Source organism: Mesorhizobium sp. M0001 (assembly GCF_040324255.1).
Taxonomy (GTDB): Bacteria; Pseudomonadota; Alphaproteobacteria; order Rhizobiales; family Rhizobiaceae; genus Mesorhizobium.
In genome coordinates, this window is sequence record NZ_JAMYVS010000006.1 from 171,707 (window position 1) to 198,622 (window position 26,916).

The following is a 26,916-nucleotide window of genomic DNA, read 5'->3' on the forward strand; positions in this document are numbered from 1 at the left end:
GGCGGCCAACGTGGCCAATTTGCCCCCAGCAAAACTGTTGATTTGACCGGCGCACGGGCGATCGCCTATTTGCATGTCGCTCAAAAGTGGTCCCGATTTGAGCAAACGACATGCATAAAAACAAAGACCTAATGCGCGTCGCCTGAGTCCGTTCAAACGCGACGCGCTTTAGAGCGGCAGGGTCAGTTGCGCAGCCGGTAGCCGGTGCGGAAGATCCAGGCGACGATGGCGATGCAGATGGCGAGGAACACCATCGTCATGCCCAGGCTGACTGCGACCGAGACATCGGACTTGCCGTAAAAGCTCCAGCGGAAACCGCTGATCAGGTAGACGACCGGGTTGAACAGCGTCACCGTGCGCCAGGTCTCGGGCAGCATGTTGATCGAATAGAAGCTGCCGCCGAGGAAGGTCAGCGGCGTGATGATCAACAGCGGCACCAGCTGCAATTGCTCGAAGCTTTTCGCCCATATGCCGATGATGAAGCCGAACAGGCTGAAGGTCACCGCCGTCAACACAAGGAAGGCCAGCATCCAGAACGGATGCTGGATGGTGAGCGGCACGAACAGCGAGGCCGTCGCCAGGATGATCAGGCCGAGGATGATCGACTTGGTCGCGGCGCCGCCGACATAGGCGATGACGATCTCCAGATACGACACCGGCGCCGACAGGAGCTCGTAGATGGAGCCGACGAATTTCGGGAAATAGATGGCAAAGGAGGCGTTGGAGATCGACTGCGTCAACAGTGAGAGCATGATCAGGCCGGGCACGATGAAGGCGCCGTAGCTGATGCCGTCGATCTCGGTGATGCGCGAGCCGATGGCCGAGCCGAAGACGACGAAATAAAGCGATGTCGAGATCACCGGCGAGACGATGCTCTGCAGCACGGTGCGGAACGCACGCGCCATCTCGACCCGGTAGATCGCCCATACTGCTCGCCAATTCATGGCTCTTGCCTCAACAGATTGACGAAGATCTCCTCGAGCGAGCTGTTTTGCGTGTCCATGTCGCGGAACTGGATGCCGGCCGTCTCGAGTTCGCGCAGCAGCGATGCGACGCCGGGGCGTTCGCTCTGGTTGTCATAGGTGTAGGTCAGCTGTGTGCCATCGCCCGACAGCTCCAAAGCGTAGTGCGAGAATGCATCGGGAATGGCGGTGAGCGGGTTGCGCAATTCCACGATCAGGCGCTTGCGGCCGAGCTTGCGCATCAGTTCGGCCTTGCCCTCGACCAGGATGATCTCGCCGCGGTTGATGACACCGACACGGTCGGCCATCGCCTCGGCCTCTTCGATATAGTGCGTGGTGAGGATGATGGTGACGCCGTCGTCGCGCAGCCGTCGCACCATCGCCCACATGTCCTGGCGCAGTTCGACGTCGACGCCGGCCGTGGGTTCGTCGAGGAACAGGATGCGCGGCTCATGTGACAGCGCCTTTGCAATCATCAGCCGCCGCTTCATGCCGCCCGACAGCGTGATCGCCTTGGCGTCCTTCTTGTCCCACAACGACAAGTCGCGCAGCACCTTTTCGACGAAGCCCGGATTGGGCGGCTTGCCAAACAGGCCGCGGCTGTAGGTGACGGTTGCCCAGACGCTCTCGAACGCGTCGATGGTCAGCTCCTGCGGCACCAGCCCGATCAGGCTGCGCGCGGCGCGGTAGTCTCGGTTTATGTCGTGGCCGTCGACGGTCACCGTTCCCGACGAACGGTTGACGATGCCGCAGACGATCGAGATCAGCGTCGTCTTGCCGGCGCCGTTCGGCCCCAGCAGCGCGAAAATCTCGCCGCGTTCGATGTCGAGGTTGATTTCCTTCAGCGCCTTGAAGCCGGTGGCGTAGGTCTTGGTGACCCCGGCAATCGAAATGATGGAAGGCAAATTCGTGGAAGACATGAGGCCGAAAACGACTGTTTGAAAGAGGCGGGGATTATTATTGCGCTGAATGTCGGTGTGCAGGCTCGGAAGTCAATGCCGCTGCTGACAATTGTGGACAAACGTTCCCCTTTTGCCGTTTCGTCATGGGGGTGTCGGGCGCTGACGGTTTGATACGATCTGCTGCGACAACGCGCCCCGCGTGACGCCAAGCCGCTTTGACCGAACCGCATCCGCCGCCTATTCTGCGCCAACAAACAGCAGCCGGAGCCCGCATGGACCCGCTCATCCTGTCGCGAATGCAGTTCGGGGCGAATATCTCGTTCCACATCCTGTTTCCGACCATCACGATTGCGCTTGGCTGGGTGCTGCTGTTCTTCAAGCTCCGCTACAACGCCACCGGCGATTCCGCCTGGATGCGCGCCTATTTCACCTGGGTAAAGGTGTTCGCGCTGTCCTTCGCCATGGGCGTGGTCTCGGGCGTCACCATGAGCTTCCAGTTCGGCACCAACTGGCCGGGCTATATGGAGCATGTAGGCAACATCGCCGGGCCGCTGCTTGCCTACGAGATCCTCACCGCCTTCTTCCTCGAAGCGGCCTTCCTCGGCATCATGCTGTTCGGCTTCCGCCGCGTCTCCAACCGCGTCCACACGCTGGCGACGGTGTTGGTCGCCGGCGGCACCACGCTGTCGGCCTTCTGGATCATTGCGCTGAACTCCTGGATGCAGACGCCGGCCGGCTTCGAGATGATCGACGGCAAGGCGCATCCCGTCGACTGGTGGGCGATCGTCTTCAACCCGTCCATGCCCTACCGTCTGACGCATATGCTGCTTGCCTCCGGCCTGACGGTGTCGTTCCTGATCGCCGGCCTGTCGGCGCTGCGCTACCTCACCGGCGACCGGTCGGAATCGATGTGGAAGGCGCTGCGCACCGGCGTCTTCACCGCCGCCATCCTGATCCCGATCCAGATCTTTGCCGGCGACCAGCACGGGCTGAATACGCTGGAGCACCAGCCGCAGAAGATCGCCGCCATGGAGGCGAACTGGAACACCGGCCCCAACGTGCCGCTGGTGCTGTTTGCGCTGCCCGACGAGGCGGCGAAGGAAAACAAATTCGAGATCGCCATTCCCGACGGCGCCAGCCTGGTGCTGCGCCACGCCACCAGCGGTATCGTTCCGGGGCTCAACGACTACCCCGGCCTGCACCCGCCGGTGTTCCCAGTGTTCTGGGGCTTCCGCATCATGGTCGGCACCGGCATTTTGATGCTCATCGTCTCGTGGTCGGCGACCTTCTTCCTCAAGCGCCGGCACAGCCTGCCGAGGCCGCTGGCCATGCTGATGGTGCCGATGGCGCTCTCCGGCTGGCTGGCGACGCTCGCCGGCTGGTACACCACCGAAATCGGCCGCCAGCCCTGGCTGGTCACCGGCGTGCTGAAAACCGCCGACGCTATCGGCCCGGTCGCCGGCAGCCATGTCGCGCTGACGCTCGCCATCTATCTCATCCTCTATGTGCTGCTGTTGATCGCCTATCTCGGCGTGCTGGTGCACCTGGCGCTGAAGGCCGCCAAGGACGGCGATACCTCGCCGCTGCCGGGCGTGATGAAGACGGCGATGTCGCAACCGGCCGCAGCGGAGTGAGGAATGGTCCGCGTAGCGGACGAAAAGCCAACGATTTGGCTTTTCGAATGACGAACGCCCGGAGCCATAGCGAAGGGCAGAACCGTTGATGAGAGGGATGACAGACCGATGAGCTTCGACTGGCCAACCGCGCTGCCCCTGATCTTCGCCGGCCTGATGGGCCTCGCCATCCTGATCTACGTCATTCTCGACGGTTTCGATCTCGGCATCGGCATCCTGTTCTCGGTCGCCGAAGATGCCGAGCAGGACACCATGATCGCGGCAATAGGCCCGTTCTGGGATGCCAACGAGACCTGGCTGGTGCTGGCCGTCGGCCTGCTCCTGGTCGCCTTCCCGCTGGCGCATGGCGTCATCCTCACCGCGCTCTACATTCCGGTCTTCGTGCTTTTGGTCGGCCTCATCCTGCGCGGCGTCGCCTTCGATTTCCGCGCCAAAGTGCCTGCCGGCAAGAAGCATCGCTGGAACCGCATTTTCTTCCTCGGTTCCGTCATCGCCTCGCTGGCGCAAGGCTATATGCTCGGCGTCTATGTGCTCGGCCTCGATGTCGGTTTTGGCGGCATCGCTTTCGGGGCGCTGGTGGCGCTCTGCCTGTCGGCGGCCTATGCAGCGATGGGCGCGGCCTGGGTCATCTACAAGACCGAGGGCGAATTGCAGAGGAAGGCGGTGGCCTGGCTGCGCACGGCCCTTGTGCTGACCGCGCTCGGCATGGCGGCGGTGTCGCTGGCGACCCCATTCGCCAGCCCGCGCATCTTCGCCAAATGGTTCGTCTGGCCCGAAATGCTCTATCTGTCGCCGCTGCCGATCCTGTCGGCGCTGCTGTTTATGTGGCTGTGGCGGCAGACCTTCCACCTGCCCAAGCCCGACGACCGCCATGCGCTGCGGCCGTTCCTGACGCTCGCCACCATCTTCGCGCTCGGCTTTGCCGGGCTTGCCTGGTCGTTCTACCCCTTCGTGGTGCCCGACAGGCTGACCATCTGGCAGGCGGCGTCGGCGACGGAAAGCCTCGCCATCATCCTCGCCGGCACGGTGGTCGTGCTGCCGGTGATCATCTTCTATTCGTTCTATGCGTATCGGGTGTTTGGGGGGAAGGCGACGGATCTGACGTATGATTGAGGGGAGCTGATCTCCCCCCTTGAGGGGGAGATGGCCGGCAGGCCAGAGGGGGTCGCCGCGCGTGGAGCGCTAACCTTCTTCTGCCGCAGGAGGTCGCGTCCGGTCGGACCGACCCCCTCTGTCGCCTCCGGCGACATCTCCCCCTCGAGGGGGGAGATTAGGTGCTCAGCTCTTCCCCGCCAGCACGAGCACCGGCTTCTCGCTATACAACCCCGGGAACAGCGCCTTCAAATTCGCCACCTTGGGCAGATCGTTGTAGACGATGTAGGGGTAGGTCGGGTTCAGCGTCAGAAAGTCCTGGTGATATTCCTCGGCCGGATAGAAGGTTTTGCCCGTCTCCAGCGTGGTGACGATCGGCTTGGCAAACACTTTCGCCTGGTCGAGCTGGGCGATGTAGCTCTGCGCGATCTTCTGCTGCTCGCCATTCTCGGCAAAGATCGTCGAGCGGTACTGGGTGCCCGAGTCCGGGCCTTGGAAGTTCAACTGCGTCGGGTTGTGGGCGACCGAGAAATAGACCTGCAGCAGCTGGCCATAGGTCACCTTGGACGGATCGTAGGTGATCTCGACCGATTCGGCGTGGCCGGTGCGGCCGCTGCCCACCGTTTCGTAAACGGCGTCATCCTTGGCGCCGCCGGTGTAGCCGGAGACGGCCTTGGTCACGCCCTTGACGTGCTGGAACACGCCCTGCACGCCCCAGAAGCAGCCGCCGGCGAAGATAGCCTTCTCGCTGCCGCTGGCGGCCTTCTCGTCCACTGCCGGCGGCGGGATCACCACCGCGTCCTCGGCCGAGCGCGCCGGGCTCTGCCAGAAGGCGGCCGCCGCGGCGGCGACGATGAGCGCGGCAAGCGCGCTCTTGAAGATCGGCGTTCTCGTCCTTGCAATGCCGGTCATGTCTGATCTCCTTGATGGTGGCGAAGACTATACGACAGAACGTCCCGCCAGGTTTCTCAAATTGCCGTGCGCCGGCCCGGCCATTGTGCGGCCGGGCCATGGGATCAAGCCTTATTGCGCGGGCGCCATGGCGTCCGCCGGCTTCATCGCATCCGTTGCGGGCTTCATGGCATCGGCCGGTTTCATGGCGTCGGTGGCGGGTTTCATTGCATTCGTCGCCATTGGGTCGGCGGGCTTCATGGCATCGGTCGCCGGCGCCATGGCATCGGTCGCGGGCTTCATCGCCTCGGTGGCCATCGCCGGCTTCATGGCGTTGGTCGCTTCGTCGGCACGGGCGCCGGCGGCGAAGCCGGTCATCGAAAGCGTAAGGGCGAGCGCGGTCAGGGTCTTGCTCATGATGGTATTCCTCCTTGAAGAGGGCGCGCGGATGCGAGCCCGGTTATGCCGCGCTAGCGGCGTTGCGTAGAAAAAGAATCAGTCGGCGGCTGCAGCCAGGATCGGCCGACCACCCGGCGACTGCACCAGCACGGCGGTGCTCAAGCCGCCGGAGGCTGCCGGCAATGGCAGCGTGGTGGCGTCGCCGCTCCAGCTGCCGAGTTTCTCCAGCGAGTGCACGACATTGGCATGCGGCAGCGTGCGGCCGGTGTTCTCGCCGCGCGCCACCGGCACCTCGACGACGCCCTTGTTGTAGCGAACCAGCCAGACATCGGCGCGGCCGGCCGGCGCGGAACCGACGCCGATGCTGATCTTGCCGCCGTCTAGCGACAGCGTCGGCCCCTTCGTGCGGCCATTCGCGGAAATCAGCTGCTCGATCTCGCCTGGTGCCGCGCCCACCGCGTCGGCACCGCCATTGACCACCACTTGCGGCGTGAACGGGCCGGAGCGGCCGAGCGACGGCTCATAGCGCACCTGGCGCTGGGTGAATTCCTCGCGGCCGAAAATGTCCTTCCAGCCGAGATAGTCCCAGTAGGTGACGTTGAACGACAGCGCCAGAACGCCCGGCTGGTCCTTGACCTTGATCAGGTTGGCATTGGCCGGCGGACAGGACGAACAGCCCTGGCTGGTGAACAATTCGACCACGGTGAGCGGCTGGGCGAAGGCGGCGCCGCCAAGCATCATCAGCGCCGCGCCTACGGCAACCAGCATGCCGGCGCGTTTTGGGTTAAGTCCAGTCATCGGGGGTCTCCGTTGCGGCGGGTTCATCCCACACTTCGTCGCTGCCCGAGGCTTCGTTACATGGTTCACCGCTTCGTGATTGGGGGCGGACGCGTCGTTGCCTTCTCCCCTTGTGGGAGAAGGTGGATCGGCGCGAAGCGCCGAGACGGATGAGGGGTGTTCCAGCGGAGTGAGACGTTGGTTAATCTAACGTCATGCCACATCAGCCCGTCGCTCCTGCCAAACGAAACTTTGCCCGTTCGCTCCGACGTGAAATGACGGAGGCGGAAGACAAACTGTGGCACGAACTACGTGACCGCAGGCTCGATCGGATCAAATTTCGGCGCCAAGTTCCTGTTGGAAAATACGTCGCCGATTTCGCTTGTCTTGAATCACTCCTCATCATCGAGATCGATGGGAGTCAGCATGCGGACTCAGAGTCAGACCAGGCCCGTAGAACGGAACTGGAGGCGAGAGGCTTTCGTGTGTTGCGCTTTTGGAACGACGATGTCCTGAAAGACATGGACAGCGTCTGCACCACGATAATCGCTTATGTAAGGGATGTCAGTTTGCAGCCATGGCGGTGAAAGAACGCCGGCGTCAAGCTGGAACACCCCTCATCCGTCTCGGCGCTGCGCGCCGATCCACCTTCTCCCACAAGGGGAGAAGGCAAGGGCACCGCCACCCCGCTTGCCCCTGCAACCCGCCCCTGCTAAAGCCGCCCCATCATGAGCACGCCTCTCGACCACATCCGCAATTTCTCCATCGTCGCCCATATCGACCATGGCAAATCCACGCTTGCCGACCGGCTGATCCAGTCCACCGGCGGGCTGGAGCTGCGCGACATGAAGGAGCAGGTGCTGGACTCGATGGACATCGAGCGCGAGCGCGGCATCACCATCAAGGCGCAGACGGTGCGGCTGAAATACCGCGCCAACAATGGCGAGGACTATATCCTCAACCTGATCGACACGCCCGGCCATGTCGACTTCGCCTATGAAGTGTCGCGTTCGCTCGCCGCCTGCGAGGGCTCGCTGCTGGTCGTCGACGCCTCCCAAGGCGTCGAGGCGCAGACGCTGGCCAATGTCTACCAGGCGATCGACAACAATCACGAGATCGTCGTGGTGTTGAACAAGGTCGACCTGCCGGCCGCCGAGCCCGAGCGCATCCGCGAGCAGGTCGAGGAAGTCATCGGCATCGACGCCTCCAACGCCGTGCTGATCTCGGCCAAGACCGGCCTCGGCATTCCCGATGTGCTGGAGGCCATCGTCCACCAATTGCCGCCGCCGCGCGAAGGCGACGCGTCGGCACCCCTGAAAGCCATGCTGGTGGACAGCTGGTACGACGCCTATCTCGGCGTCATCGTCCTGGTGCGCATCATCGACGGCGTGCTGAAGAAGGGCGCGACCATCCGCATGATGGGTACCGGCGCAAAACATCTGGTCGAGCGCACCGGCGTGTTCACGCCCGCCCGCATCAATGTCGACGAGCTCGGCCCCGGCGAGTTCGGCTTCTTCACCGGCTCGATCAAGGAAGTGGCCGACACCCGCGTCGGCGACACCATCACCGAGGACAAGCGCCAGACCGCGCACGCGCTGCCCGGCTTCAAGCCGGCGCAGCCGGTGGTGTTTTGCGGCCTGTTCCCGGTCGACGCCGCCGATTTCGAGGATCTGCGCGCCGCCGTCGGCAAATTGCGCCTCAACGACGCCAGCTTCTCCTATGAAATGGAAACCAGTGCCGCGCTCGGCTTCGGCTATCGCTGCGGCTTCCTCGGCCTTTTGCATCTTGAGATCATCCAGGAGCGGCTGGAGCGCGAGTTCAACCTCGACCTGATCGCCACGGCTCCATCAGTCGTCTACCGGCTACTGCTTACCGACGGCTCGACGAAGGAGCTGCACAACCCGGCCGACATGCCCGACGTGGTGAAAATCTCGGCCATCGAGGAGCCGTGGATCCGCGCCACCATCCTGACCCCCGACGACTATCTCGGCGGCATTCTAAAGCTTTGCCAGGACAGGCGCGGCATCCAGGCCGACCTGTCCTATGTCGGCAAGCGCGCCATGCTGATCTACGACCTGCCGCTCAACGAAGTCGTCTTCGATTTCTACGACCGGCTGAAGTCGATCTCCAAGGGCTACGCCTCCTTCGACTATCATCTGACCGACTACAAGGAAGGCGACCTGGTGAAAATGTCGATCCTGGTCAATGAAGAGCCGGTCGACGCGCTGTCCATGCTGGTCCACCGCACGGCGGCGGAAAAGCGCGGCCGCCAGATGTGCGAAAAGCTGAAGGAGCTGATCCCGAACCATCTGTTCAAGATCCCGATCCAGGCCGCGATCGGCGGCAAGGTCATCGCCCGCGAAACCATCTCGGCGCTGCGCAAGGACGTCACCGCGAAGTGCTATGGCGGCGACGTCTCGCGCAAACGCAAGCTGCTCGACAAGCAGAAAGAGGGCAAGAAGCGGATGCGCCAGTTCGGCAAGGTGGATATCCCGCAGGAGGCGTTTATCCAGGCCTTGAAGATGGGGGATTGAGCGGTCCGGCCTTTTGGCCGGACGCATCGACCCGGTGGGTCGATGCGAGCGCAAATCCGGGTGGGAGCTGCCGCAGGCAGCGGGTCCCACCCCGGGGTTGCGGCAGTGGGGTGACCCGGTCGGCGGTTTGCACTTGCCAGTGACAGCTACCGACCGCTGTCCGTTTTATGCGAAGGGTCCATGAGTAGGTCCAATGGGCCCAACGTGTCTTCTCTCATCCAGATATTGATTGGCTCTAGGCTATCCATTGGGAAGTGACTTACCATTGCCCAGCCCGAGTAGTCTCGATGGACATACACGGGCCTATTTATGTCAAGGTCTAGGATTTCCATTGTTCCAAGGTGAAGTGCGGTAGGTGTGTCCCACATGACACCATGCAAAATGGAGCCGCCATTGACCCTCTCGATTCTTCTCACGATTAGCGGCAGGAAACCGTTCTCCTCTAGTACGGTTTTGAGCACCCTCAACTTTGGCCGGCCAGTACGGCCGAAGGGCGAATATGTGAGCCGTTTGTTGGTGCAGGGATGCAGCGTCCATGGTGGACCAAGGCAGTCGAAAAAGGCGCCTCCGCCCCGTGGCCCGGAAATGTAGTAGACGCCAACTTGACAGACGGGGCACTTGGACCACGGTCCGTTGCAGTAACTACGGATGGACGCGCGCTTCCATCCTTTCCATCGGAATGTGTGTGATCGCGAATGTCGCCCACCACTAAAGCCGCATGTGCAGTTAGGTTGATGGTTCCGACCGTTACAAGGCATGCTCGCCTCCAATAGAACTCAGCATACGCGAGTCGCACACCACCACAAAGTGCTCGACAATCCCGCAGCCAGTGGCTCGTTGCTTAGTGAAGTCGTTGGCTTAGAACCGAGCTAGCTCCAGTCTCCTGTAGCCATCCGCGTTGCGACTCCCTGCTGAAACCCCTACAGAAACTCTAGCGCCACAAGCACTGGTTGAAATTTGGCGAGCCCCTCACTCGCTCAAATGGTAAATAAACACGGTTAAGATTCGGTTGATTCCTCGGATTCGAATCGCTATATATGGATTCGCCGATGGATTCGAACGAGATATAGAGCCTGAATGCGTACGCTTGAAAACGATTTGATAATCCCCGCACTGGAAATTCTCTCCAATGCGGAACAACCGGAGATTGGAATGCCAACAGCCGAATTAGCCAGAAAGCTGCGCGAACAAGTCGAACCAACGCAGGAGGATCGCGAAATCCTCCAGGGCCGGAGGGACGACCGACTAAGTCAAGTCATTCGCAATCTGGTGAGCCACCGCACTTTGGAGCGTAGAGGCCTAGCCACCTATTACAAGAATCCAATCACCGGACGCGGCCACTATCGGCTCACCTCAATGGGAAATCGCACTCTCAGCGAGCCACCAAGCAATACTTCTATATCTAAATAAAAGGGGACCGCCTCTATGTCCCGCGCAGGGCACCTCGAAACAGCCAAAACACGGCTCGTTAGCGTGACCTCCGCGCACGGCATCGCACTCGCTCGTACCCTCGAACAAAAGATCGCTGTGGCTGGACCTTACGGTCAGCGTGTCAACCCTCACCTAATCACCGAAGCGCGAAACGAACTCGTTGAGAAAGGCTTCTTGGCTGCACGCAACATCCATGGTGTGGCTTGGTACCACCTGCCCGACGCCTCGGAAGAAGAGATAGGGCAGAGGTTGGCAGAACAGGAGCCTACATACCTGCGGGTCGCAGACGAGCGATTCACCAAACGTATGGGGCAGACGCTTGAAATATCTGTCCAACGAGCGCTGGAGAAGGGAGCAGACTTAGACTACTTTGGTCGGTTTATCGATCTCGACGAGCACGATGACAGCACTCTTTACAAAAAGGAAGAGCCCCCTTCCCACATAGGCGGCCGGTATCTTCCAGGAAAACAGAAACTAGACTTCCTTGTACGCGAGAAGAGTTTCTGGGCTGGTATAGAGGTAAAGAATACTCGCCCATGGGTGTACCCACAGCAGGATGAATTATTAGAGCTTTTGAGAAAATGTTGCCTGCTGGACATCGTACCTGTTCTGATAGCAAGACGTATCCCGTATGTTACGGGATATTTGTTTCGGCAATGCGGGCTGATTACATGGGAAACCTTACGTCAAAGGTACCCTACCTCGGATTCTGAATTGGCAGCAAATGCGCGACACAAAAGAATACTCGGATATGCCGACATCTCGCTAGGAAACGAGCCTGATGGTCCGCTAGTCAAATTTATCGGTACAAACCTTCCAAAGGTAATTCCCGAGGCGAGGGCACGCTTCGACGAGTACAAAGACTTGATTGCACCTTTTGCTTTCGGAGAAATGGCGTATCACGAATTCGCTGCCCGAGTTCGCCGACGGTCTGCCGGACAGGACGAGGACTTTGACGTCCCGATCGAGGATTGGCTTGAGCCGCCTTGGTAGAAAACCGACCGCAGGAGCAGCAACTACGCGGTAACGCCATTCGCATGAACCAGCGGGCTCGTCAGCGCCCTTCACCAACGGCCAACCCTGACGCATCCTCCACCAACTTGGGAAACATCCCATGCGCACCACCTCAGACACCGTCGCCGCGATCGACCTCGCCATAGGCGGTGCCTTCGGCCTAGCGGCACTTTCGTCGCCAGCGTTTCACTGCGCGAAACGCGCTGGGCGATCGACGGCGTGGCGCTCGTGGTGGCATCAGCACTTCTGACCATGAAATACCAGCGGCTGGGCAATGACTGCGTCGCGGCCGGATTCCTCCCCTTTCTTGCCGGCGAGAGCTTGATCATGGCCGGCAATGCGGTGGGCTGGAGGACAGCGTTGCCCTCCTATGTCGGCGGCATCTCGCTGTGGGCGGCAGCGCTCGTCCTCATCGGCACGGCGAACACTTTTGCCCTGTGGATGCGGCTCACCGGCGCGCCATCCTGTTTGTCGTGACGGTGGCCTGGTGCTGTAGGGCGCGCCGTTGCTGCCCACCTCGGCGCCGCTGCCCGCCGTCGGCTATCCGTTCCTGGTGCTGACCTTTGTCGGCTGGATCTGGACGTTGCTGAAGTCGCCGAGGTGATTGACGCGATCCGACGGCTGGCGCCGCAGGGTGAAGGTGGGGCGCTAATCTCCCCCCTCGAGGGGGAGATGTCGCCGAAGGCGACAGAGGGGGTCGCCTCGCGTGAAGCGCTAACCTCGATCTGCCGCAACAAGGCAACAAGGTAGAGCCCGGTCGGACCGACCCCCTCTGGCCTGCCGGCCATCTCCCCCTCAAGGAGGGAGATTACCCGCTCGACCGCCTCGCGTCGCTTCTCCGCTCATGCTCTAGTTCCCGTCTCCGATTCGGGACCCCGCCATGCTCCGCCTCACCCTTGCCGCCCTCCTCATCGCCACGCCGGCGCACGCCGCCGATATGGCGTTCTTCGTCAAGAACCTGCGCAGCCAGGCGGTGGCGGTGGAGCTGTTCAGCCGTGACCGCAAGATGTCGTGGCCGGGTGGTGGTCAGGTGTTTCTGATCGAGCCGAGCTCGCAGAAATCGGTGCCGATCTCGTGCAATCCGGGAGAAAACATCTGCTACGGCGCCTGGGTCAACGGCAATGATGCGGTCTCCGCCGGGGTCGGGCCGGATAATGACCAGCCATGCGATACGTGCTGTTTCATCTGCGTGGAGAAGACGACGGAGACGATCGATCTGGTGGAGTGAGGGGCGGGGCGCCGAAGCTGCTGATCTCCCCCCTCGTGGGGGAGATGTCCGGCAGGACAGAGGGGGGCGCGAAGGATCGCCAGCGTATGGATCAGCAAGCCTAAAATTGAAATGGCGCGGCTGCAGGAATGAGAGGTCGGCGGGACAGCGCCCCCCTCTGCCTTGCCAGGCATCTCCCCCACGAGGGGGGAGATCAGCAGCTCCACCAACCTCTCCCAATCCCCCCAAAATCAGTCACGCCCCGCCCTTCAATCTCCGCCGCCATCATGCGATGCTGATTCCCTCGGCCGGGGGGCCGATTTGCCTCGGGGGAACACCATGTCTTTCACTTGTCTGCGCCGCATCGTCGTCGCGCTCTCGCTGGCCGCGCTGTTTGCGCCGGCCGCGCACGCCGCCGACATCACCTTCGCCGTCAAGAACAGCCATCCCAACGCCATGCGCCTCGAGCTCTACAGCCAGGACCGCGACTATGTCTGGCCGGGCAACGACAAGGATTTTTATCTCGACGACGGCGAGACCAAGCAGATCCCGGTCTCGTGCGACGAGGGCGAGTCCATCTGCTACGGCGCCTGGGTCGACGGCGACGAGGGAACCTATTGGGGCGTCGGCCCCAACAACAAGGAAAGATGCGAGGATTGCTGCTACACCTGCAATGGCGGCGAGACGGAAGAGATTGAACTGACGCCGTAGGGCGGGCGAAGCTGCTAATCTCCCCCCTCGAGGGGGAGATGTCGCCGAAGGCGACAGAGGGGGTCGCCGCGCGTGAAGCGCTAGCCCTCCATCTGCCGCGCAGGACGTCGAGCCCGGTCGGACCGACCCCCTCTGCCTTGCCAGGCATCTCCCCCTCAAGGGGGGAGATCAGATGTCGCTTCGGCTTTCGCCAATTATCCCATCAACGCCCTCTGCCGCTTCGGCCCGCCCGCCTTGCGCCAGGAATTGAACCGGTGCGTGGCGGCGGCAAACGAGATCTTCATCTGCTGGGCGACCGAATAGCGCGACTTGCCTTCGTCGAACAGGCGGTAGCAGCATTCGACGCCCTCCTCGGTCAGCTTGCCGTCGGGCGCCTTGTTGTGCGGATTGGCGGGGTCGAATTTTTCGACTTGCTGTTCGACCAGGCCTTTCAGCCGCTGCAAATCGGCCTCGATGCTGGCGATCAGATCGAGGACGGGTTTCGGATCGAAGTGGTCGTGCGGCTTTGCCGTCATCTTGCTCATGCCTTTCGCTTGCGTGTCGCGACCGATATAGGTGAACATTTGCCGATAATGAAGGGCGCGTTGCAATCCGGCGCTTCAACATTTCTTGACCGGTGATTGACCGCGGAGATTGCAGCGCCTAGTTTAGAATTGTTCTAAACTGGGGTGAATTTCTCATGCTTTCCCGTGTCTTCGGTTTCGGTCGCCGTCCTTTCGAAACGCTGTCGGAACAGGAGATCCTGGCGCTGGCAATTTCATCCGAAGAGGATGACGGGCGCATCTACCGCGCCTATGCCGACGGGCTGGCGGACAGTTTTCCGCAATCGGCGAAAGTGTTCGAGGCGATGGCGGAGGAGGAGGACGGCCATCGCGATTCCCTGATCGAGCTTTACCGCAAGCGTTTCGGCGAGCGCATTCCGCTGCTGCGCCGCGAGCACGTGAAAGGCTATTACGAGCGCAAGCCCGACTGGCTGGTGCGGCCGCTCGGCATCGAGCATGTGCGGCGCCAAGCCGAAGAGATGGAGCGGCAGGCCTATCGCTTCTATGTCGAGGCGGCCAAGCGCACCGGCGATGCCTCGACGCGGAAACTGCTCGGCGACCTGGCCGCGGCCGAGCAAAGCCATGAGAATTCGGCGCATCGGCTGGAACAGAAACTCGTGCCGGGCGAGGTGAAGGACGAGGAAGCCAGCGCCGAGCAGCGCCAGTTCATCCTGACCTATGTGCAGCCGGGACTGGCCGGGCTGATGGATGGCTCGGTGTCGACACTGGCGCCGATCTTTGCCGCGGCGTTTGCCACGCACGACACCTGGCAGACGCTGCTGGTTGGCCTCGCCGCCTCGATCGGCGCCGGCATCTCGATGGGCTTTACCGAAGTCGCTTCGGACGACGGCAAGCTGTCGGGGCGTGGCTCGCCGATCAAGCGCGGCCTCACCGTCGGCATCATGACGACGCTGGGAGGCCTCGGCCACGCGCTGCCTTACATCATCCCGCATTTCTGGACGGCGACGGCGGTGGCGGCCGTGGTGGTGTTCTTCGAATTGTGGGCAATCGCCTTCGTCCAGAACCGCTACATGCAGACCCCGTTCCTGCGCGCGGCGTTTCAGGTGGTGCTGGGTGGGGCGCTGGTGTTTGCGGCCGGGGTGCTGATCGGGAATGCGTGAGCGCCAAGCGCCCCCTCACCCAGCCTCCGCTTCGCTCGGCTGACCTCTCCCCGAGGGGAGAGGAGATTTTCGAAGCCTGCGCCAGTCTCTTCTCCCCAGCGGGGAGAAGGTGGCCGCGAGCGGCCGGATGAGGGGGCCTGGCGCGACGCCGATACATAGTCACCCATTCACCGCCCGGCTGTCCGCCGGCGCTCCATCCCGCTCCGTCAGCCCATAGTCCCGCACCACATGCGCAATCCGCAGCCGGTAGCCGCCGAAGATTCCGCCACGGCCGGCCTTTTGCGCCTGCCGGTGCTCTTCCGTGTTGCGCCAGGCTTTCACCGCTTCCTCGTCGCGCCAGAAGGACAGCGACAGCACGCGGTTCGGGTCGACCAAGCTCTGGAAGCGCTCGATCGAGATGAAACCGTCTATGCCGTCGAGCAGCGGCCTGAGTTCCGCGGCGATGCCGAGATAGGCATCGCGCTTTCCCTCAGCCGGTTGCACCTCGAAGATGACAGCGATCATATCTCCTCCTTGACCGCGGTCTGGAACAGCTGCCGCGGTCCATGCGGCCCCGACACCAGCTTCAGGAAGATGCGGTCCTCTTTCAAGATGAACTTTTCGCGGCGGGCGAATTCGTAATTGGCCTTGCCGGCGGGATCGGCGGCGAGACGGGCGCGGTAGGCCTCATAGGCGGCGAGGCTGTCGATGTTGTAGGCGGCGTAGGCGGTGGTGGCCGAGCCCTCATGCGGGGCGTAGTAGCCGATCAGATCGGCGCCGCAGCGCGGGATCGCCTGGCCCCAGGCCTTGGCATATTGCTCGAAGGCCGGCTTGCCGAACGGGTCGATCTCATAGCGGATGAAGCAGGTGATGGTCATCGTGATCTCCTTGGGTTTCGCATCGATAGTTCGAGCGGCGTCGAAACGTTGTGCCGCAGGGTCTGCTAAGCAAAAGCGCTGGCGGTCAGGCCTGCCAGAAGGATTTTGCGCATTCGCGGCGCACATCCTCACGGGTCAGGCCGAGATCGCGCAGCAGATGGTCGTCGACCTCCGCGAGGTCTAGCCGCTGCAGATGGCGGTCGTACCAGCGGGCGAGAAGCCGCCGTTGCAGCCAGGTGACGAACGGGAACGGCCGGCGGCTGGCGAGTGGGACGGAAGCGGTTGGCATCGGCGTTCTCCTTGATCCCGCCCGACAATAATGCTTATCTGACGAGAATGCTTCGATGGAGACCTAACTATGCGTGAAGGGCCCGACATTGCCCGCATCGCCAGCCTGGTCGGCGATCCGGCGCGGGCAAACATGCTGAATGCGCTGATGGGAGGCACGGCTTTCACGGCGAGCGAACTGGCGCTGGAGGCCGGCGTGTCGCTGCCGACCGCGTCCTCGCATCTGTCGAAACTGATGGAGGGCGGGCTTTTAACTTTGGCCAGCCAGGGACGGCATCGCTATTACGGCCTCGCAGGGCCGCAGGTGGCCGGCATGATCGAGGCCATCACCGGGGTGGCCGAAGCAGTCGGTCCCAAGCGCGTGCGGCCCGGCCCGCGCGACGGCGCCATGCGCGTCGCCCGCGTCTGCTACGACCACCTCGCCGGCGAGCAGGCGGTGGCGATGCTGGACCGGCTCGTCGCGCGCGGCATCCTGTTGCGCGACGACATTGAGATCAGGCTGGGGCCAGCAGCAGCCTCGCATTTTTCGGCCATCGGCATCGATGTCGGCGCCAAGCCGCGCCGGCCGGTCTGCCGCGCCTGTCTCGACTGGAGCGTGCGCCGCTCGCACCTCGCGGGAACGCTCGGCGCGGCTATTCTGGACAAGATCCTGTCGGAGAAATGGGCAAGGCGGGAGAAGGACAGCCGCGCGGTGGTGTTTTCACCGCCGGGGAAGCAGGCGTTCGAGCGGGTGTTTTTGGCGTAGAGGTTCGGCGGCGCTAATTGGGCGACGCTGGCGGGACAGCACCCCCCTCTGGCCTGCCGGACAGAGGGGGGTGTGACGGAACGCTTGCGTAGCAGGTGAGGCGCGCGACGCTCACCCCCGCTTCAGCACCTTCGCCTGCTCGAAGAAATCCGCCCACGGATCGGCCTTCTCCAATTCCTTCAGCGTCGTCTTGTCGCCGATCGGGAAGGAATTCGGCGCTAGCCCCTTCTCAACCTCCGCCCACGTCACCGGTACCGAGACCGTCGCGCCCTTCTTGGCGCGGGAAGAGTAGGGCGCGACGGTGGTCGAGCCCCTGCCATTGCGCAGATAGTCGACGAAGATTTTTCCGGTGCGCGCCTTTTTCGACAGCGTCGCCGTGTAGCGGTCGGGCGCGGCCTGCTCCAGCGCCTTGGCGAAATCATGCGAGAAGGTTTTGACCGCCTCCCAATCCGCCGACGGCTTCAGCGGCACCAGCACGTGATAGCCCTTGCCGCCTGACGGCTTGACGAAATTCGGCAGCGACAGATCGTCGAGCTTGCCTCTGATGTCGAGCGCGGCCTCGCGCACCGCCTTGACGTCGACGCCTTCGTCGGGATCGAGATCGAAGATGATCTGATCCGGCTTTTCCAGCTCATCGATCTTGCAGCCCCAGATGTGGACCTCGACCACGCCGTACTGGACCAGAGCGGCAAGGCCGTCGAAATCGCGGATGAACAGGATTTCCTCGCCATCGGTCGGGTCCTTCATGCGGGCAATCTTGTCGCTCATGCCGGCCGAAGCATGTTTCTGGAAGAAGCGCGGACCGCCGATGCCATCCGGCGCCCTGACCAGGCTGAGCGGCCGGTTGACGATGAACTGCTCCATGCGCGGCCAGACCAGCGCGTAGTGTTCGAGCAAGTCCTGCTTGGATATTTTTTCCTCGGGCCACAGCAGCTTGTCAGGATGGGATAGTTTTACGCTGGTCGTGATCGTCGCGGGCGCCTTAGCCCCGGCGGCCTTGCCGGCGCCGCCTGCCGCCGGCTTTGCCTTGTTTGCCGCCTTCGATGGCTTTTCCTGCACGACTTCCTCCGCCGGCTTGTCCTCGCGCAGTCCCTGGAACGACGCGTGGCGTATTATACGGTCCGAGGTCCAGCTGCGGAACTCCACTTCGCCGACAAGTTCGGGCCTGACCCAGACCAAACCCTTGCCCTTTGGCACCGCGGCGGCAAACGGCGAGGCGTCTGCCTTCAGCGCATCGAGTTTTTTCTTCAAATCGGTGGCGCTCCTGGCTGTGAAGCCCGTGCCGACGCGGCCGGCATAGTGGAGCTTGCCGCCCTCGTGGTAGCCGACCAGCAGCGAACGCAGGCCGCGGCCGGTCTTGTCCGAGGGCAGATACCCGCCGATCACGAATTCCTGGCGGGCCGTGCATTTCGACTTCACCCAGCTTGGGCCACGGCCGCTGCGGTAGGGCGCATCGGCGCGCTTGGAGACGATGCCTTCAAGGCCCATGCGGCAGGCGTGCTGCAGCATGATCTTGCCGGGCTCGGCGAAATGGTCGCTGAAGCGGACGGGGGCATTTTCGGCCGTCTCGCCGAGCAGCTCCTGCAGCGCCTGCTTGCGCTCGACCAGCGGCTCGCGGCGCAAATCGTTGCCGTCAAGCCGCATAAGGTCGAACACATAGTAGGTGAAGCGGTCGGTTCGATTGGCGGAGAGATCCTGCTGAAGCAGCGAGAAAGACGAAACGCCGCTGTCGGCGAGCACGACGATCTCGCCGTCGATGATGGCGTCGCTGCATTTCAGCTGGGCCAGTTCCGCGACGATCTCAGGGCCGAATTTCTCCGTCCAGTCGAGGCCGGTGCGGGTCAGCAGCCGCACCTCCGTGCCGGCGATCTGCGCCTGCATGCGGTAGCCGTCGAATTTGACCTCATGCAGCCAGTCCTCGCCGGGCGGCGCCTCGCGCTCCAGCGTCGCCAGTTGCGGCTCGACGAAGTCGAGGCGCTTGCCGGCTTTCGCCTTGCTGGATGCCGCAGGCTTGTTGGAGTGCCAGACCTTCGGCTTCTTGCCGTCGGCGGTCTTGCCTTCCGCGACCTCTTCGATGGTCAGGCCGGACTTCACCGATTTCGGTGCGTCCTTCAGGATATCCTCGCCGGGGCGGGCGGCGGCATCGTCGGATTTGATCAGCAGCCAGTTGTCGCGCTTTTCGCCAGGGCGGGGTCTTAACCTGACCAGATGCCACCGCCCATTCAGCTTCTGGCCGTTGAGTTCGAAGTCGATATGGCCCTTCTTCATCGCCTTGGCGGGGTCGATCTCTGGCGTCCATGTGCCTTCGTCCCAGACGATGACGGTGCCGCCGCCATACTCGCCCTTGGGAATGGTGCCCTCGAAGCCGGCATAGTCGATCGGGTGGTCCTCGACATGCACGGCCAGCCGCTTTTCGTGCGGGTCGAGGCTCGGGCCTCGCGTCACCGCCCAGCTCCACAACACGCCCTCATGCTCGAGGCGGAAATCATAGTGCAGCCTGGTCGCGTCGTGCTTCTGGACGACGAAGATGCCGCCGGGCTGCTTGCCGCGCGCGACCTTGCCCCCCGGCTCGGCCGTCTTCTTGAAATCGCGCTTGGACTGATATTGTTCGAGGCTGGCCACGGCGCCGACCCTCAAGCCGACTTGCGCTTGGGCGCAGAAGCTTTCGCCTTGCCGCTTTTTGCCGCCGGCTTGGCCTTCTTCGCCGAGACTTCCGCCTGGCCGCCATCGGACAGGCTCTTCTTCAGCGCGTCGAACAGATTGACGACATTGGACGGCTTGGGCGCGGCCTGCGCTTTCGGAGCCTTCTTTCCGGCCTTCTTGGCGCGGATCAGTTCGAGCAGCGCGTCCTCAAACTTGTCCTCGAATGTCGACGGATCGAACTTCCCCTTCTTCTTGTCGATGATGCGTTCGGCCATATCGGTCATCTCCTGGTCGGTCTTCACCGCCTTGATGTCGCCGAAGATGCTCTCCGGCTCCCGCACCGTGTTGCCGTAGCGCAAGGTGATCAGCACCATGCCTTTGCCGCGCGGCTCGATGACCACGGGCCGCTCGCGGCTATAGAGCACGACGCGCGCCAGCCCGGCCATCTTCTTGTCCGCCATGGCATCGCGGATGACGGCAAAGGCCTCCTCCGACACCTTGTCGGCGGGCGTGACATAATAGGGCGTGTCGAGATAGATCTGCTCTATCGAGGCTTTGTCGACGAAGCCATCCAGCGCCATCGTGTGCGAGGACTCGATCTGCACCGCTTCGATCTCTTCGTCCTCGACATAGACGAACTCACCGGGGCTCACCTCATAGCCCCTGATCTCGTCGCCATCGCCCAGCGGCTTGCCGGTTTCAGAATCGACATAGATGCGCTTGACCGTGTTGCCGGTCTTGCGGTTGAGCACCCGGAACGAAACTTTTTCGGCGTGGGTGACGACGTTGGTCAGTTCGACAGCGCAGGTGACCAGCGACAGTTTCAGATAGCCCTTCCAGGCGGGGCGAGGTGCCATGGCGAACTCCTGCGCGATGCGGTTCAAGCGAGAACGGGCAAGGCCCGTTCCGGTTCCGGGCGCGCAGCCAGGGGCATTTCGGCAGCGAGCATGGAAATTTCGAGAGGCTCGCCAAATCTGAAACAGAACCGCGCTCAAGCGACATCCATACGAAACATATGTGATGCAAAAGTCACAATGCCGGAAATGGCGACGAACCACACCGAAAGACCCCCAAACAGCCGCATTCCGGCCACGAAGCATGGGGTTTTCGACCAAAGATTAACATCGTGTTCACCGACTATTCACGCCTCGACGCTATGATCCCCGCAATCGGACGGGACATCCGAAATCGGGACAGGGACTTGAGTAAAATGAAATTCTGGGGCCACATCGCCAGCTATGCCGCCGCCATCCGTGAGTTCATCGCGCCGACCTATCGGCCGGAGCGCTACTACATGCGCGGCCCGGGTCCGGCCTGCGCCCGTCGCGGCAGCTCGCTCGGCGCGCATTGATCATGACATTCGAAACGCGTCACGACAGCCGGATCTGCAGACCGGAGGCCGATCCCCGCGCAACCACCTATCGCGCCGAGCGCCCCGCGCTGGCCGCGAGAAGCCGTGCGACAACGCCGCGGCTTTGATCCCGCTGCCGGCGGGCTTAGTGTCTGAAGACACAAGCTGCCGGACGTCCCGTGACTTCTTCTCCTGAACCCTTCGATGCCAGCCAACCATTGATCGTTTTCGACGGCGTCTGCGTGCTGTGCTCGGGCTTCGTACGCACGGTGGTCGGGCTCGACCGCAAAAACCGCTTCCGCTTCGCCACGGCGCAGTCGCCCTTGGGCGAGGCGCTGTTCCAGAGATACGGGCTGCGCACCGACAGCTACGAGACCAATCTGGTCCTTGTCGGCGGCGCTCCCTTCATGCGGCTGGACAGTTTCATCGCGGTGATGGCCGAACTCGGCTGGCCGTGGCGGGCGGCGAAGGCCCTGCTGCTCATCCCGCGCCCCTTGCGTGACTGGCTCTACGAACGCATCGCCAAAAACCGCTACGCCATGTTCGGCCGCAAGGACAGTTGCGAGATCCTGTCCGCCGCGATACGTGCGCGCGTGATCGGCTAATCGCCTGTCACCCAAAAGTGACCTCGGTTCCGGGAAAACGACATACGCAAAAAGAGCGGCGCCATGAGGCTTCTGGTCGTTGGCGGCTATGGCATTTTCGGCGGCCGCATCGTGCAATTGCTGGAGAGCGAGCCACGCCTGATCCTGCTCGTCGCCGGGCGCTCACTGGCCAAAGCCGAGGCCTGGTGCAAAACCCGCACCGGCGCGGCGCCGCCGCTCGTGCCGACGCGCTTCGATCGCAACGGCGACGTCGCGCAAGGCCGGCCTGTTCGTTCGCGCCTCAGTCCGGCAGCGCCGCGACGGCGACGATCTCGATGACGATGTCTGCCTGGGCAAGCGCTGCGACGCCGATTACCTCCGAAGGCGGCGGATTGTTGTCGCTGCAATGCTTCGGACAATGCTCGGCGAAAAGCGCGTCCAGCACGTCGAGACGAAAATTAGGCGAGCTGAGGACGCCGCCGTCGGGAAATGGCCCTTTGACGAAAAAGGTCAGCCTGATGAGATGGTCGAGCCCGCTGCCAAGTTCTTCCAGATCCGATTTGATGTTGCCGAGAACTTCCCGCCACTGCGCCGCGGCATCGCCGGCGAAGCCGCCACCCTTCTTGCCGGCCGGATCGTAGTCAGCCGATGTCGCGGTGTTGCCGCAGAGATAGACGGTGCCTTTCGCACCGCTGACGACCGTGCCTTTGCCCCATGGCATCAACCGGCCGTTCTTGAATTTCTTGTGGGTCACGAGTTCCATTCTCTTCTCCCACGCCTCGTGTGACGTGCCCGCCAACGACAGAGGATAGTGCTGTGCGGAGCCACGGCCAGTCCGCTGCCGGTCATCCGCCAGCAGACGAAGGAACATCTGGTCCTTGCGAAATCTCCTGGCGGAGGCGAAAGTTTTTTCTGAAGCCTGTCGAAATCGGCCGCCGCCGCGCGACATACGTCTGGCCCCGCTAGGACGCGGCCTTCGAAACCACGGGAGAAGACCCATGCGATACATGCTTTTGATCAACAGCGACGAAGCCGCGCAGGCGAACACGCCAATCGAGAAGGCTCAGCAGATGAGCGCAGCATATGCCGCCTATACCGAAGCGTTGAAGAAATCCGGCGCATGGCTCGCCGGCGAACGGTTGCGCCCGACCCAGGCGACCACCTCGGTGCGGATCACAGACGGCAAGACCAACGTGATCGACGGCCCCTATGCCGACACCAAGGAGCAGCTTGCCGGCTTCTACATGATCGAGGCGGCCGATATCGATACCGCCATCGAGTGGGCGGCGCGCTGTCCGGCGGCGAGCGCCGGCACGGTCGAGTTGCGGCCGATCTGGGAAATGGCCGACTACATGCCCAAGAAATGAAACCGTGATGGACAATCGCCCGGAGATCGCGCGGGCGGCGGCCGAAGCGGCCGCCCGGCAGAGTTACGGCAAGCTGGTCGCCTGGCTAGCGGCGCGCACCCGCGACGTGGCCGGCGCCGAGGACGCGCTGGCCGAGGCCTTCGCCGCGGCGCTGGAGCGCTGGCCACAGACCGGCGTGCCCGACAAGCCGGAAGCATGGCTGCTGGCCGTGGCGCGCCGGCGGCGCGTCGACGCGGTGCGCCGTCGGCTGACCAGCGAGGCGAGCCGCGACCATCTCAAGCTGATGGCCGAGGAGATGGAGGCGAGCATGGAAGACGAAGACCTTCCCGACGAACGTCTCAGGCTGATGTTTGCCTGTGCGCATCCGGCGATCGAAGCCAGCGTGCGGGCGCCGCTGATCCTGCAGACGGTTCTGGGTTTCGACGCGGCGACGATCGCCTCGGCCTTCCTGGTTTCGCCGGCGACGATGGGCCAGCGTCTGGTGCGCGCCAAGAGCCGCATCCGCGAGATCGGCATTCCGTTCCGCGTGCCGGATCGCGCCGAACTCGGCGAGCGGCTGGGAACGGTGCTGGAAGCGATCTACGCGGCTTTCGCCGAAGGCTGGACCGACCCGGCAGGGACCGAGACGAGAGCGCGCAATCTGGCGACCGAAGGCATCTGGCTCGGGCGGCTGGTGGCATCGCTGATGCCGGACGAACCGGAAGCGCTCGGCCTGCTGGCGCTGATGCTGTTTGCCGAGGCGCGCCGCCCGGCGCGGCGCGATGCGGCTGGAGATTATGTGCCGCTCGCCGAACAGGATTGCCGTCTTTGGGATCACGCGCTGATCGACGAAGCCGAGGCGCTGCTGGGCCACGCCGCCACCATGGGCGTCATCGGCCGCTACCAGCTCGAAGCGGCGGTACAATCGGTGCATGCGACGCGGCGACGGACCGGCCAAACCGATTGGGCGGCGATCCGTAACTTCTACGATGCGCTGTCGGCGATATCAGGCTCGCCGGTGATTTCGATCAACCGCGCCGTGGCGATTGCCGAGGCCGAAGGGGCGGCGGCAGGACTGGCGGCGCTCTACGTGCTGGGCGACGACAAGCGGCTCAACGACTATCAGCCCTATTGGGCCGCTCGCGCCGGCCTGCTGGCCAGGCTCGGCAATGCGGCGCAAGCGGTCGAAGCCTATGACCGGGCGATCGGCCTTGAACGCGACCCCGCCGTGCGCCGCTTCCTGCAGGCGAAACGGGCGATCCTGCGAAATTGAAGCGTCCGTTCAGGCCGGCCACATCTCATGCGTGGTGTTGAGCCGTTTCATCAGCGGATGCGCGCGCAGCGCCGACCATAAGCGTTCGATGTTCGGCCAGTCGGCTCGCGCCTTGTCCATATCGGGGTGCCAGGCCACCAGCATGACGAGGTAGACGTCGGCCAGCGACATCGCGTCGCCGACCAGCCAGCCGCGCCCCTCGAGGGCTGCATCGACAATGGCGAAGCCGCGGTCCATCTCGGCAATGGCTGCCTGCTTGACGGCTTTCTTGCCGTCGGCATCGGTGGTGTAGCGATGGGCATAGTAGAGGCGCAGGATGGCGGGGTAGAGCACCGATGACATGAACGCCATCCAGCGCAGGAAACCGGCGCGATCCGGCGATCCGGCGGCCGGCGCCAGACCCGCCTCCGGATGGCGCTCGGCAAGCAGGATGCAGATCGCCGCCGATTCGGTTATCGATTGACCGTTGGGCAAGGTCAGCACCGGAACCTGGTTCAACGGGCTGATGTCGAGGAAAGCCGGGTCCGGCGGATCCTTCTTCGGCACGTCGATCTGGTCGAATTGCGCGTTTGCCAGCGCCAATGCGGCCTCGACGACAAAACCGCCGCTGCCTGGGCGCGTGTAAAGCTTGTACATGTGATTCTCCCCCTGCCCGCGCGAAGCAGGCCGGGGCGATTTGACCCTGAAGCCGCCTCCCGCTCAAGCCGGTGGCGGACGCCACGGCCGGGTTTTCTGCGGTCCAGCCATGAGACTTCCGATGTCGGAGGGACAGCACCCCCCGATGCCCGGCAGGGCAGAGGGGGGTGCGAAGGATCGCCGCCTATCCAGTTAAGACGTTAAGCCCCCAGCCCGTCGAACAGGATCGTCGACAGATAGCGCTCGGCGAAGGACGGGATGATCACCACTAGGTTCTTGCCCTTGTTCTCCGGCCGCGACCCGACGGCGATGGCGGCCTGCAGGGCAGCGCCCGACGAGATGCCGACCGGCACGCCTTCAAGGCGGGCGACGAGGCGGGCGTTGGCGACCGAATCCTCGTTGGAGACCTTGACGATCTCGTCATAGATCGAGGTGTCGAGGATCTTGGGCGCAAAGCCGGCGCCGATGCCCTGGATCTTGTGCGGGCCGGGCTGGCCGCCCGACAGCACCGGCGAGGCCTCCGGCTCGACGGCGACGACATGCACCGAGGGCTTGCGTTGCTTCAGCACCTGGCCGACGCCGGTGATCGTGCCGCCGGTACCGATGCCGGCGACGAAGATGTCGACCCCGCCATCGGTGTCGTTCCAGATCTCCTCAGCGGTGGTGCGGCGGTGGATCTCCGGGTTGGCCGGGTTTTCGAACTGCTGCGGGATGACGGCGTCGGGCAAGGTGGCGGCCAGCTCGTCCGCCTTGGCGATGGCGCCCTTCATGCCTTTCGGCCCTTCCGTCAGCACCAGTTCGGCGCCGAGCAGCGCCAGCATCTTGCGGCGCTCCACCGACATGGTTTCGGGCATGGTCAGGATCAGCTTGTAGCCCTTGGCGGCAGCGGCGAAGGCGAGCGCGATACCGGTATTCCCGGAGGTCGGCTCGATCAGCGTCGTCTTGCCGGGTTTGATCCGGCCCGACGCTTCCAGCGCCTCGATCATCGAAACGCCGATGCGGTCCTTGACCGAGGCGATCGGATTGAAGAATTCGAGCTTGGCAAGAAGGTTGGCAACGACGCCCTTCTCCTTGGCGAACTTGTCGAGCCGCACCAGCGGCGTGTCGCCGATCGTCTCGGTGATCGAGTTGTAGACACGGCCGCGGCCGGGCACGCGCGCGGAAGGCTTGTTCATTGGTTTCGCTCCCAAATCAGATCAGGCAATTGGCGTCGGCGGACAGAATAAGGCTTTCGCCCGCGCAAGATAGGCTGCCGGCCGAAAATATCGAGTGGGCCGCTTGCTGAAAACGCTTGCCTTCCGAAGCCGCATTTCCGGATGGACCGATCGGCGGAATGAATTGCCTGAACCGATCTACTGACGTGCGGCAATGGCTGCGGCCGCGCCCACCATGAAGCCAGCGGCGGTGCGGTTCAGCGCCTTCAGCGCGCGCGGCGATTTCAGGAACCAGCGCGCCTTGGCGGCCAGCGCCAGATAGGGCACAAGCACCACGAAGAGCACGATAACGGTGAGCGCGACCAGGATGCCGTAGTCGGCGAGCGTGATGGTCTTCAGGTCGACGATGGTCGGCGTGATGGCGAGGTAGAAGATCATCGTCTTCGGGTTGCCCAGCGTGACGGTGAGGCCGGCAAGGAAGCTCGATACCAGGCCGCCCTTGCCTTTCCTGGCCTCGACAGTCTCGGGCGTGATCCCGGCCGTCCAGAAACGCCAGCCGAGGAAGGCGAGATAGGCGACGCCCAGCCATTTGATGACGAGAAACACCATGCCGAAGCTTTGCGCGACAAAGGCAAGGCCGAGCACCACCGCGGTGAGATAAATGAGGTCGCCGAGCATCAGGCCGAACGACATCGCCAGCGACGAGCGGAAGCCGGATCCGAGCGCCCGCGCCACAAGCGCGGTGACGCCGGGGCCGGGAATGGCGGCGGCGATGCCCAGCGCAGCACTATAGGCAAGGAAGCCGGTGAGGGTCATGACGGT

Annotated in this window: 31 protein-coding genes; 16 read left to right on the forward strand and 15 right to left on the reverse strand. The window is 63.2% G+C overall.

Annotated elements, in window-relative coordinates:
- Positions 1-182 precede the first annotated feature (182 nt).
- Together NKK50_RS18865 and NKK50_RS18870 are read right to left on the reverse strand one after the other, a co-directional pair.
- Positions 183-944, reverse strand: coding sequence for an ABC transporter permease (locus tag NKK50_RS18865; protein ID WP_023681263.1), 762 nt, complete (start codon positions 942-944; stop codon positions 183-185).
- A complete protein-coding gene (locus tag NKK50_RS18870; protein WP_023681262.1) occupies positions 941-1,867 on the reverse strand; it encodes an ABC transporter ATP-binding protein in 927 nt (308 codons plus the stop codon). The genes NKK50_RS18865 and NKK50_RS18870 overlap by 4 nt, the downstream gene beginning before the upstream one ends.
- A 269-nt stretch (positions 1,868-2,136) precedes the next feature.
- Here NKK50_RS18870 and NKK50_RS18875 point away from each other — a divergent pair, with 269 nt between their 5' ends.
- Positions 2,137-3,498, forward strand: coding sequence for a cytochrome ubiquinol oxidase subunit I (locus tag NKK50_RS18875; protein WP_023673265.1), 1,362 nt, complete (start codon positions 2,137-2,139; stop codon positions 3,496-3,498).
- A 108-nt stretch (positions 3,499-3,606) separates the two neighbouring features.
- Complete coding sequence (locus NKK50_RS18880; RefSeq protein ID WP_023673264.1) at positions 3,607-4,611, forward strand: cytochrome d ubiquinol oxidase subunit II; 1,005 nt, start codon at positions 3,607-3,609, stop codon at positions 4,609-4,611.
- A 165-nt stretch (positions 4,612-4,776) separates the two neighbouring features.
- On the opposite strand, the gene msrA is transcribed toward NKK50_RS18880, so the two are convergent.
- The 3 genes from msrA to NKK50_RS18895 all read right to left on the reverse strand — a co-directional run bounded on the left by msrA (position 4,777) and on the right by NKK50_RS18895 (position 6,678).
- Positions 4,777-5,502: a peptide-methionine (S)-S-oxide reductase MsrA gene (gene msrA / locus NKK50_RS18885; RefSeq protein WP_352500157.1), complete on the reverse strand. Its 726-nt coding sequence runs from the start codon at positions 5,500-5,502 to the stop codon at positions 4,777-4,779.
- 111 nt (positions 5,503-5,613) lie between these two features.
- Entirely contained in the window at positions 5,614-5,898 is a 285-nt protein-coding gene (locus NKK50_RS18890) for a hypothetical protein (protein WP_023816156.1), read from the reverse strand.
- A gap of 78 nt (positions 5,899-5,976) precedes the next feature.
- The gene (locus tag NKK50_RS18895; protein ID WP_502896468.1) at positions 5,977-6,678 is read right to left on the reverse strand and encodes a DUF1223 domain-containing protein; all 702 of its coding nucleotides are present in this window, start codon (positions 6,676-6,678) and stop codon (positions 5,977-5,979) included.
- Between the two features lie 194 nt (positions 6,679-6,872).
- Here NKK50_RS18895 and NKK50_RS18900 point away from each other — a divergent pair, with 194 nt between their 5' ends.
- The 7 genes from NKK50_RS18900 (at position 6,873) to NKK50_RS18930 (ending at position 13,554) form a co-directional block, all read left to right on the forward strand.
- The gene (locus NKK50_RS18900; RefSeq protein WP_023681256.1) at positions 6,873-7,244 is read left to right on the forward strand and encodes an endonuclease domain-containing protein; all 372 of its coding nucleotides are present in this window, start codon (positions 6,873-6,875) and stop codon (positions 7,242-7,244) included.
- Positions 7,245-7,385: 141 nt separating this feature from the next.
- The gene (gene lepA, locus NKK50_RS18905; protein WP_023824050.1) at positions 7,386-9,191 is read left to right on the forward strand and encodes a translation elongation factor 4; all 1,806 of its coding nucleotides are present in this window, start codon (positions 7,386-7,388) and stop codon (positions 9,189-9,191) included.
- A 1,077-nt stretch (positions 9,192-10,268) separates the two neighbouring features.
- Positions 10,269-10,601 carry a hypothetical protein gene (locus NKK50_RS18910; RefSeq protein ID WP_352500158.1) on the forward strand — a complete coding sequence of 111 codons (333 nt, stop codon included), beginning with the start codon at positions 10,269-10,271 and terminating at the stop codon, positions 10,599-10,601.
- Between the two features lie 15 nt (positions 10,602-10,616).
- The gene (locus NKK50_RS18915; RefSeq protein ID WP_352543752.1) at positions 10,617-11,615 is read left to right on the forward strand and encodes a hypothetical protein; all 999 of its coding nucleotides are present in this window, start codon (positions 10,617-10,619) and stop codon (positions 11,613-11,615) included.
- A 252-nt stretch (positions 11,616-11,867) separates the two neighbouring features.
- A complete protein-coding gene (locus NKK50_RS18920; RefSeq protein ID WP_352543753.1) occupies positions 11,868-12,113 on the forward strand; it encodes a hypothetical protein in 246 nt (81 codons plus the stop codon).
- 403 nt (positions 12,114-12,516) lie between these two features.
- Positions 12,517-12,864, forward strand: a complete 348-nt coding sequence (locus NKK50_RS18925; RefSeq protein ID WP_352500160.1) for a hypothetical protein — start codon at positions 12,517-12,519, stop codon at positions 12,862-12,864.
- A gap of 318 nt (positions 12,865-13,182) precedes the next feature.
- Positions 13,183-13,554: a hypothetical protein gene (locus tag NKK50_RS18930; RefSeq protein WP_023701920.1), complete on the forward strand. Its 372-nt coding sequence runs from the start codon at positions 13,183-13,185 to the stop codon at positions 13,552-13,554.
- 194 nt (positions 13,555-13,748) lie between these two features.
- On the opposite strand, the gene NKK50_RS18935 is transcribed toward NKK50_RS18930, so the two are convergent.
- A complete protein-coding gene (locus NKK50_RS18935; RefSeq protein WP_023692961.1) occupies positions 13,749-14,069 on the reverse strand; it encodes a hypothetical protein in 321 nt (106 codons plus the stop codon).
- Between the two features lie 164 nt (positions 14,070-14,233).
- On the opposite strand from NKK50_RS18935, the gene mbfA reads away from it, so the two are divergent.
- The gene (gene mbfA, locus NKK50_RS18940) at positions 14,234-15,217 is read left to right on the forward strand and encodes an iron exporter MbfA (RefSeq protein WP_023681248.1); all 984 of its coding nucleotides are present in this window, start codon (positions 14,234-14,236) and stop codon (positions 15,215-15,217) included.
- A 159-nt stretch (positions 15,218-15,376) separates the two neighbouring features.
- On the opposite strand, the gene NKK50_RS18945 is transcribed toward mbfA, so the two are convergent.
- From NKK50_RS18945 to NKK50_RS18955, 3 genes are all read right to left on the reverse strand, one after another.
- Positions 15,377-15,721, reverse strand: a complete 345-nt coding sequence (locus tag NKK50_RS18945; RefSeq protein ID WP_352500161.1) for an antibiotic biosynthesis monooxygenase family protein — start codon at positions 15,719-15,721, stop codon at positions 15,377-15,379.
- Positions 15,718-16,074, reverse strand: coding sequence for an NIPSNAP family protein (locus NKK50_RS18950; protein ID WP_023673248.1), 357 nt, complete (start codon positions 16,072-16,074; stop codon positions 15,718-15,720). Before NKK50_RS18950 ends, NKK50_RS18945 begins: the two co-directional genes overlap by 4 nt.
- 85 nt (positions 16,075-16,159) lie before the next feature.
- Complete coding sequence (locus NKK50_RS18955) at positions 16,160-16,363, reverse strand: DUF1127 domain-containing protein (RefSeq protein ID WP_023726757.1); 204 nt, start codon at positions 16,361-16,363, stop codon at positions 16,160-16,162.
- A gap of 69 nt (positions 16,364-16,432) precedes the next feature.
- On the opposite strand from NKK50_RS18955, the gene NKK50_RS18960 reads away from it, so the two are divergent.
- Positions 16,433-17,107 carry an ArsR/SmtB family transcription factor gene (locus tag NKK50_RS18960; RefSeq protein WP_023726756.1) on the forward strand — a complete coding sequence of 225 codons (675 nt, stop codon included), beginning with the start codon at positions 16,433-16,435 and terminating at the stop codon, positions 17,105-17,107.
- 111 nt (positions 17,108-17,218) lie between these two features.
- Here the strand turns inward: NKK50_RS18960 and ligD are convergent, their stop codons facing one another.
- Positions 17,219-19,729, reverse strand: coding sequence for a DNA ligase D (gene ligD / locus NKK50_RS18965; protein ID WP_023687542.1), 2,511 nt, complete (start codon positions 19,727-19,729; stop codon positions 17,219-17,221).
- An 11-nt stretch (positions 19,730-19,740) separates the two neighbouring features.
- The gene (gene ku / locus NKK50_RS18970) at positions 19,741-20,607 is read right to left on the reverse strand and encodes a non-homologous end joining protein Ku (RefSeq protein ID WP_352543754.1); all 867 of its coding nucleotides are present in this window, start codon (positions 20,605-20,607) and stop codon (positions 19,741-19,743) included.
- 344 nt (positions 20,608-20,951) lie between these two features.
- On the opposite strand from ku, the gene NKK50_RS18975 reads away from it, so the two are divergent.
- The 3 genes from NKK50_RS18975 to NKK50_RS18985 all read left to right on the forward strand — a co-directional run bounded on the left by NKK50_RS18975 (position 20,952) and on the right by NKK50_RS18985 (position 22,024).
- Entirely contained in the window at positions 20,952-21,101 is a 150-nt protein-coding gene (locus tag NKK50_RS18975; RefSeq protein WP_352543790.1) for a hypothetical protein, read from the forward strand.
- 179 nt (positions 21,102-21,280) lie between these two features.
- Complete coding sequence (locus NKK50_RS18980; RefSeq protein WP_352543755.1) at positions 21,281-21,706, forward strand: thiol-disulfide oxidoreductase DCC family protein; 426 nt, start codon at positions 21,281-21,283, stop codon at positions 21,704-21,706.
- Between the two features lie 63 nt (positions 21,707-21,769).
- Positions 21,770-22,024 (forward strand): hypothetical protein, encoded by a 255-nt coding sequence (locus tag NKK50_RS18985; protein WP_023744857.1) that lies wholly within the window; start codon positions 21,770-21,772, stop codon positions 22,022-22,024.
- On the opposite strand, the gene NKK50_RS18990 is transcribed toward NKK50_RS18985, so the two are convergent.
- Complete coding sequence (locus tag NKK50_RS18990) at positions 21,987-22,448, reverse strand: RidA family protein (RefSeq protein WP_023755312.1); 462 nt, start codon at positions 22,446-22,448, stop codon at positions 21,987-21,989. The genes NKK50_RS18985 and NKK50_RS18990 overlap by 38 nt on opposite strands.
- 235 nt (positions 22,449-22,683) lie before the next feature.
- Between NKK50_RS18990 and NKK50_RS18995 the strand changes: the two genes are divergently transcribed.
- Entirely contained in the window at positions 22,684-23,052 is a 369-nt protein-coding gene (locus NKK50_RS18995) for a YciI family protein (protein ID WP_023744856.1), read from the forward strand.
- A gap of 7 nt (positions 23,053-23,059) precedes the next feature.
- On the forward strand, positions 23,060-24,304 hold the full coding sequence (locus NKK50_RS19000; protein ID WP_286489111.1) for an RNA polymerase sigma factor: 1,245 nt from the start codon (positions 23,060-23,062) through the stop codon (positions 24,302-24,304).
- Between the two features lie 9 nt (positions 24,305-24,313).
- On the opposite strand, the gene NKK50_RS19005 is transcribed toward NKK50_RS19000, so the two are convergent.
- From NKK50_RS19005 to NKK50_RS19015, 3 genes are all read right to left on the reverse strand, one after another.
- On the reverse strand, positions 24,314-24,940 hold the full coding sequence (locus tag NKK50_RS19005; RefSeq protein ID WP_023755939.1) for a glutathione S-transferase family protein: 627 nt from the start codon (positions 24,938-24,940) through the stop codon (positions 24,314-24,316).
- 200 nt (positions 24,941-25,140) lie between these two features.
- On the reverse strand, positions 25,141-26,115 hold the full coding sequence (cysK, locus tag NKK50_RS19010) for a cysteine synthase A (protein WP_023672045.1): 975 nt from the start codon (positions 26,113-26,115) through the stop codon (positions 25,141-25,143).
- Positions 26,116-26,292: 177 nt separating this feature from the next.
- Complete coding sequence (locus NKK50_RS19015) at positions 26,293-26,910, reverse strand: LysE family translocator (protein ID WP_023692951.1); 618 nt, start codon at positions 26,908-26,910, stop codon at positions 26,293-26,295.
- Positions 26,911-26,916 lie beyond the last annotated feature (6 nt).